The sequence below is a fragment of the Pseudoalteromonas sp. TB64 genome, from assembly GCF_000498095.1.
GTDB lineage: Bacteria > Pseudomonadota > Gammaproteobacteria > Enterobacterales > Alteromonadaceae > Pseudoalteromonas.
Genome location: NZ_AUTQ01000105.1, coordinates 19,945 through 27,566 on the forward strand (window position 1 = coordinate 19,945; position 7,622 = coordinate 27,566).

The 7,622-nt window shown below is 36.6% G+C and carries 6 protein-coding genes; 1 reads left to right on the forward strand and 5 read right to left on the reverse strand.

The window, feature by feature from the left end; genetic code table 11:
- Window positions 1-9: 9 nt before the first annotated feature.
- The 5 genes from cyoD to L647_RS0107945 all read right to left on the reverse strand — a co-directional run bounded on the left by cyoD (window position 10) and on the right by L647_RS0107945 (window position 4,704).
- On the reverse strand, window positions 10-360 hold the full coding sequence (cyoD, locus tag L647_RS0107925; RefSeq protein ID WP_024610679.1) for a cytochrome o ubiquinol oxidase subunit IV: 351 nt from the start codon (window positions 358-360) through the stop codon (window positions 10-12).
- Window positions 360-995, reverse strand: a complete 636-nt coding sequence (gene cyoC, locus L647_RS0107930; RefSeq protein ID WP_024610680.1) for a cytochrome o ubiquinol oxidase subunit III — start codon at window positions 993-995, stop codon at window positions 360-362. Before cyoC ends, cyoD begins: the two co-directional genes overlap by 1 nt.
- Window positions 992-3,010, reverse strand: coding sequence for a cytochrome o ubiquinol oxidase subunit I (cyoB, locus tag L647_RS0107935; protein WP_024610681.1), 2,019 nt, complete (start codon window positions 3,008-3,010; stop codon window positions 992-994). Before cyoB ends, cyoC begins: the two co-directional genes overlap by 4 nt.
- Before the next feature lie 2 nt (window positions 3,011-3,012).
- On the reverse strand, window positions 3,013-3,972 hold the full coding sequence (gene cyoA, locus L647_RS0107940; RefSeq protein WP_024610682.1) for a ubiquinol oxidase subunit II: 960 nt from the start codon (window positions 3,970-3,972) through the stop codon (window positions 3,013-3,015).
- Between the two features lie 312 nt (window positions 3,973-4,284).
- Complete coding sequence (locus L647_RS0107945; RefSeq protein WP_024610683.1) at window positions 4,285-4,704, reverse strand: hypothetical protein; 420 nt, start codon at window positions 4,702-4,704, stop codon at window positions 4,285-4,287.
- 769 nt (window positions 4,705-5,473) lie between these two features.
- Here L647_RS0107945 and L647_RS0107955 point away from each other — a divergent pair.
- Window positions 5,474-7,036 (forward strand): alpha/beta hydrolase-fold protein, encoded by a 1,563-nt coding sequence (locus L647_RS0107955; RefSeq protein WP_024610684.1) that lies wholly within the window; start codon window positions 5,474-5,476, stop codon window positions 7,034-7,036.
- The last annotated feature ends 586 nt before the right edge of the window (window positions 7,037-7,622 follow it).

Genomic DNA, 7,622 nt, shown 5'->3' on the forward strand with positions numbered 1-7,622 from the left:
CTTCAACTCCTAGTACATCATCATTGCGTTAGATTCATAAATGATCCAAACAGATAACCCAACAACCATTACGATAATCAGGGCACTGAATAGGAATGAGAAAGTACTTGCTCGACCATTTGCAGTCGTAAAGTTAAGGTGTAAAAAGTATTTTAAATGCACCCAAATTTGTACGATAGCTAAAGTAACAATGCTCCAAAGCGTTGTTACTTTTGAAAAGTCACCACTCATAACCATATAAAATGGAATAGTTGTTAAAATAACTGATAGCACAAAGCCAATTAGGTAACTTTTAACACTGCCGTGAGACTCATCGTGATGATCACTTTGCTTTAATGAATGCGATTCGCTGTGGCTCATTACATTGCTCCCATTAAATAAACAACGGTAAATACACAAATCCAAACAACATCTAAAAAGTGCCAAAATAAACTTAAGCAACTTAAACGCGTAATAGTTGCCTTGCCAAGACCGCGCTTAGCAACTTCAATCATCATTATTGTCATCCATATTAAACCTGCGGTTACGTGCAAACCGTGCAAGCCAACTAATGAGAAAAACGATGTTAAAAAAGCACTATGTTGCGGACCATGCCCGTTCACTATTAGGTGATGAAATTCGTATATTTCCATACTAATAAACACAGCACCTAAACAAAACGTAACAAATAACCATGTTAAGGTAAGTGCCTTTTTTTGCCCTTGAGCGGCAAGCATGGCAAAGCCAAAAGTAATACTACTAATAAGTAGTGCAGCAGTTTCTACTGCTACAAAATCGAGTTCGAAAATATCTTTACCTGATACACCACCTGCCGTGTTCATAAATAACACGGCGTAAGTGGCAAAAAACGAGGCAAATAATAGGCAATCGGTCATTAAATATAACCAAAAGCCAAATACGGTATCGCCAGAAGTATCATGATGCTCATGCTCGTGAGCATCATGAGATACTGAGTCTAAATTTGCAGACCCTACATTTGCAGATAGTGTACTCACGCGTTTAGCTCCTTATTCTCGTTAGCAATAGTACTTTTTTGACCAGCGCCACTTAAATTATAAGCCTGCTCTGTTCGTGCTATTTCATCTGGTTGAATATAGTAATCAACATCGTTTGTGTAACAACGTTTGATAAAGATGGCAATTCCACCTACTAATCCAACAACAGCTAACCACCAAATATGCCAAATCATTGAAAAACAAAATACAGTTAAACTTGCCGCCATTAGCACACCAGCAGATGTGTTTTTAGGCATATGAATAGGGCTGTAATTAGCTTTATCTAAATATGCTTGACCTTTTTCTTTCATGTCGGTCCATGCATCAATATCATCAACGTGTGGAATAGTTGCAAAGTTATACACTTGTGGAGGTGAACTTGTTGCCCACTCAAGTGTATGACCGTTCCACGGATCGCCTGTTGTATCGTCAAGCGCTTCGCGGTCTCTAAAGCTCACATATAGTTGAATAACTTGGCTAATAATACCGAACATAATAATCACAGCACCGCCTGCAGCAATGTATAACCATATGTTCCAATCTGGATTATTAGTGTGGTTTAAACGACGAGTCATACCTAAGAAACCAAGTACGTACAGCGGCATAAATGCTACGAAGAAACCAATAATCCAACACCAAAATGATGCTTTACCCCATTTTTCATTCAGTTTAAAGCCCATTGCTTTAGGGAACCAAAATGCAAAACCAGCAAGGTAACCAAATACAGCACCACCAATAATAGTGTTATGAAAATGCGCTATTAAGAATAAGCTGTTGTGTAATACATAGTCCGCACCAGGAATGGCAAGTAATACACCAGTCATGCCGCCTACAGTAAAGGTAACCATAAAGCCAAGCGTCCAAAGTACAGGAACACTGATACGCAAACGTCCGCGATAAATAGTAAACAACCAGTTAAATAGCTTAACGCCGGTTGGTACCGCTATAACCATGGTCATTACTCCAAAGAACGCGTTAACGTTTGCACTGGACCCCATAGTAAAGAAGTGATGTAACCAAACAACAAACCCTAAAATAGAGATTGCACCGCTGGCGTAAACCATCGATTTATAACCAAATAAACGCTTACCAGCAAAGGTCGAAATAATTTCAGAGAAAACACCAAATGCTGGTAATACTAAAATATATACCTCAGGATGACCCCACGCCCAAAACAGGTTGATGTACATCATGGCGTTACCGCCCAATTCATTGGTAAAGAAGTGGAAATCGAGATAACGATCCAGTGTTAGCATAGTTAACACAGCAGTTAAAATTGGGAATGATGCTGCAATTAAGATATTTGCCCAAGTACATGTCCATGTGAAAATAGGCATTTTCATTAGGGTCATACCCGGTGCACGCATTTTAAATACAGTCGCTAAAAAGTTTACAGCGGTTAAAAGAGTACCAAGCCCGGATATTTGCAAGGCCCATATATAATAATCTACCCCCACCCCAGGGCTAAAGGTCAGCTCCGAAAGCGGCGGATATGCCACCCAACCTGTTTTAGCAAACTCACCAAAAACAAGTGAGATATTAATTAAAATAGCGCCACTGGCAGTAAACCAAAAACTTAAGTTATTTAAAAATGGGAATGCAACATCGCGAGCACCAATTTGTAGTGGTAATATAATGTTCATTAAACCAATCATAAATGGCATTGCCATAAATATGATCATAATTACGCCATGGGCAGTAAATATTTGGTCGTAGTGCTCTGGTGGCAAATAACCGGGCGCCCCGCTGGTAGCAAGTGCTAACTGAGTACGCATCATTATGGCATCAGAAAAACCACGAAATAGCATTATTAATGCAAGAAAGATATACATCACGCCTAAGCGTTTATGATCAACAGACGTGATCCAGTCGCGCCAAAGCACGCCCCATTTTTTGTACTTTGTAATAAGCCCGGCAATAATAAGCCCAGCTATTGCAATAACCGACATCGTGACCACAAGAATTGGTTCATGAAACGGAATTGCATCTAAAGATAGTTTGCCTAAAAACGACATGATTATTCCTCGCCTTGGCTGTGTGATGATTTCGCTGAATGCTTGTCCATAGCGTGATGTTGTTTACCCATCTCGCCATGTTCGCCCATCGCATTGTGCTTTTTATTCATATCGCCATGCGCCTGCATGTATTTCATAACAATTGTATGAAATAAGCCGTCTTCAACTTTACCGTAATAAGCTACAGGATTATTTTCGCTCGCTTTTGCAAGCTCAACATAATTTGCATGAGTAAGATTATTAGCGCTTGAATTCGCTTTCACATCACTCACCCACTTATCAAAACCAGCTTGAGTAGGTGTGGCAATTGCGTTGAACTTCATGCCAGTAAAGCCTGCACCACTGTAATTTGCCGAAAAGCCTTTAAATGTACCTGGCTCATTAGCAATTAAGTGAAGCTTGGTTTCCATACCGGCCATTGAGTATATTTGACTACCCAATTGCGGAATGAAAAACGAGTTCATTGTGCTCTCTGAAGTGATTTTGTATTCAACAGGCACATTTGCCGGAAACACTAATTCATTAACCGTAGCAATACCTTGCTCAGGATAAATAAATAGCCACTTCCAGTTTAATGACACCACTTCAACAGTAAGATGTTTACCTTTACCTTCAATTGGCTTGTATGGGTCTAATGCTTGAGTAGACTCCCAGGTAATAACACCTAAAATAATCACAATAACGATAGGAACAGCCCAAACAGCAGCTTCAATTTTATTTGAATGAGCCCATTTTGGAGCGTAAATTTCATGAGTTTGTGTGTCTCTATATTTCCATGCGAAATATAAAGTCATCACAATAACGGGGATCACTACAAGCAACATAAGCACGGTCGCGATGATGATTAAATTTTTCTCATCAATGCCTATCTGCCCTTTTGGATCAAGTATCCCGCCTTTACAGCCTGACAGCGCCAGCACTGTACTAGCTAAAGCAATATTACAAAGGTTACGAATTAACAAGGGACTATCCTACAACCTAGAGGGTTTGAGTTTGTTGCTTTAAAAAACCAAGCAACGATTTTTCGATAAAACCCAAGTTAATTAGAACTGAATTATAAAATGAAGATGAAACAAGCTTTAGATGATAGGTGTAAAAACTCCTAGCAAACAAACCCAGTTTTTTTAAACGCATTTATATAACGCAATAAAAATTAACTTGGGTGAGTTGTGGTTGGCTGAAAAGTGTTTAAAAAACACGAGTTACTTTGTTTTAGCTAACTTTAATTATTTACAGCAAGAACAAATAATTAAAACCAGCAACAAGGTGTAACCCTACAGACAACCTGTAAAGCTAGGTGGAGCACGACAACCATGTGCAACTTGCACTGGCTGAAGAACTTTAGCCTCGCTAAAAGCAAAGGCTGCTTTACGGAGGATAATTCCAGCACGACGCGCTGGAAAAATATGGAACAATAACCAACAAAGGCCAATAAGTAACTGACTTGATATGATTGGATGAGCTAAAAATTCAGCAATAGTAAGTAACAGTGGCTCTACAATAAACCCATCACTTAGTAAAGCTTCAAGCTTGAAGGCATCCTCTAGTGCACCACTTAGCAGCATGACAGTATTAAACACTAACAATGTTATAGCGACACACACGCCTTTACTCGCTTTATTCAAGCGCTCACACGTAACCTGCTCGCTTGGGGCGAGAGCAGCATTTGCATGATGTAAAGAAAGTGTGTTCAAAGACATTAACCTACTAAAATGACTAATAACAAAATTAAAATTAATACATAGCAATGGAAAAATTTAAAAAACATTGCTGCTGTAAGCCCAAAAATCAGGTGCTGAATACGATCAAATCCGGTTAGCACAAATTCACCTTGTGAAAATTGATCCGTATCAATCAAACTTTCAAAACTTACTGAAAGTTCGAACGTGAGTATAACAAAGAGAGTTTTCTGTTCAACTAAAAAACAATAAATTTGAGTTAAGCTTTAGAAACCATTTTGTTAATTAAAAATAACAAATTAAAAAACAATAACTTAGTTATTAAAAACATTTCAAATTCACATTAAATTTATTATAAATAAAGCAACTTTTATAAACTCCATCAACATAAATAGCTTTACACATACAATAATGAATATTATCACTTACACGATAATGGTCATTGTTATAAAAGCCCTCTATTTTAAATTTTAACTTAGCTTGTATTGCTACTACACGAGCCTCCCTAATACGCAGGCACCATAGTCATCACCTACGGTAAAAAACTCTCTATCAAAAAGCAGGTTTTGCTCATTAACATCAATAGTTAGAAAGTAATTAGCATGCGCGTTACTGAAATGAAAAAAGATAAATACAAATCAAAAAATTCGTGTCATTTGAGTCCCCTACCGTTAATCACATTAAATAAGGCTTAAAAATACGGCATTATTTGCATTACTTTAGCAATCAACACATAATTGATACAAATAAAAAGCATTATCATTAGCATTATAAAAGGACACTTATGCGCTCAAGTATTTTATTAGCAATTTCAATTTCCCTCTCGTTATCAAGTGGTGTTTACGGACAAGAAAAAAGTAAAGTAACACTCGATAAAACAAACAAAACGTATACATTTTTGGCAGACAAAGGAAGCTATATTAGTGCAATTGTTGCTGCTGAAAATGATACTGAAATTTCTTTGATAGACCAAAACTCCCAACCTATACGAGAGGTATTAAATGTAAATTTAAAACAATCTAAGCTTCATTTTGTTGCTGATTACGACAACCCAAAAATGATTTATTCTGGACCAATCCCAAACGTTACAATTAACAGGATTGTTAGTCAGAGTGAGCAAAATAACTATATACAAAAAACTGATAGTAAATTAATAAATCAAGCATTTTCAATGCTTGAATCTGGAGAAGAAACTGACGATGTATGGGATATTTTAATTAAGAACAACTCCCCTTTAATAGAACCCCTTGATGATAATAGCTTACTAACATTTATTTACAGGGGAGCAAAAAATAATGTGCTGATTTTCGGAGCTCCTGATAATGATCATGGTTGGATGGAACGCCTCGGGAAATCAAACATTTGGTATAAAAGCTATAAAGTACCTAATGATACACAACTGTCTTATAAATTAGCGCCAGATGTACCCCAATTTACTGGAGAGCGTTACGAAAAAAGAGTTGCGTTACTTGCAACGGCCCAAAGAGATCCTAATAACCCGCATTACTTTCCAATTGCAGCTAAAACTAAATTCGAACAAAGTTCTGTTATAGATTTAAATAATCTCTCGAACCAATATTTAAAAAATGCACAGAGCAACTCCATTGTGCCTGCATTATCATTTGAATTAGATAGTAATATATTAAAAAATAAACGTAATATAAAAGTATATCGTTTTGGTGATATAACAAAATCAAATGCTATTCAGATTTTTATGTTTGATGGACCTAAATATCTAGAAAAAGTTAACTTAGACTCTAAACTCAATACCTTGGTGAATAATAAACTTCTTCCTCCAATAGAAGCTATATTTATCGACAACTTAGACAATAAGACTAGAGGAAACGAGTTACCAGATAACCCAAATTTCACTAAAATGCTAACATCTGAATTGTTACCTACCATAGAAAAAAACTCTCCAGTTAAATTTTCTGCAAAGCAAAGAGTTTTAGCCGGTTCAAGCTACGGTGGTATTGGTGCGACTACAACTGCTTTTAGACGCTCTGATATTTTTGGTAACGTTATTTCTTTAAGCGGTTCTTATTGGTGGGCTCCTAAGCATAAAAAATCGTTAAATACATATTATGTATCCGAAAACTTTATGGTTAAAGATCTGCTACCTATCAACTTTTTTATTACTGCAGGACTCTTTGAAGGAAGTAGAAATGGTGGAAAAGGAATTCTTGATGGTAGTAGACACTTACGCGATATATTAAGAATGAAAGGCTACGATGTTAACTATAAAGAATACGCAGGAGGACACGATTATTACGTGTGGCAAAGTGCAATTATAGATGGCTTAATAGCACTATTTGCAAAAGATAAAGTAAGTATAGCTGATAGTTAAATTACTCAAATAGACGTTGGCTATTTCTTAAGTGCAATTAATAGCCTTCTATTTTATTAGTTTATGGGTAAGCGTAATTTAAAAAATAGATGTAATATTAGAAATACTTGAAAGTTGAGGAATATATAAAGGGAGTTAAATTAAAACAACTCAAGTGATTCTTTATGGAAGTAAACCCACCGAACTTGAATTGCCTTTCACACTGACAACATCTTCACATAGAACATAAAGATTTATTATTTACACTATGTGGAGGCAAAAATAAAAACAGCCCAAATTCAGTCACCACCGAAATTGAGCCGCTTTTCACACTGACAACATCTTCACACACAATATAAAGATTCTTGGTTTACATTACGTGGCATTGAAAGGAAATAAAAACAACTCAAACTCAGTCACCACCGAACTTGAGTTGCCTTTCACACTGACAACATCTTCACACACAATATAAAGATTTTTGGTTTACATTACGTGGCATTGAAAGGAAATAAAAACAACTCAAACTCGTTCTTTATGGAAGTGAATCCACCGAACTTGAGTTGCCTTTCACACTGACAACATCTTCACACACAATATAAAGATTCTT

Excerpts from the sequence above, each read along its gene's own strand:
- cyoD (WP_024610679.1), bottom strand. The coding sequence starts at position 360 with ATGAGCCACAGCGAATCGCATTCATTAAAGCAAAGTGATCATCACGAT.
- L647_RS0107955 (WP_024610684.1), top strand. The coding sequence starts at position 5,474 with ATGCGCTCAAGTATTTTATTAGCAATTTCAATTTCCCTCTCGTTATCA.
- cyoB (WP_024610681.1), bottom strand. The coding sequence starts at position 3,010 with ATGTCGTTTTTAGGCAAACTATCTTTAGATGCAATTCCGTTTCATGAA.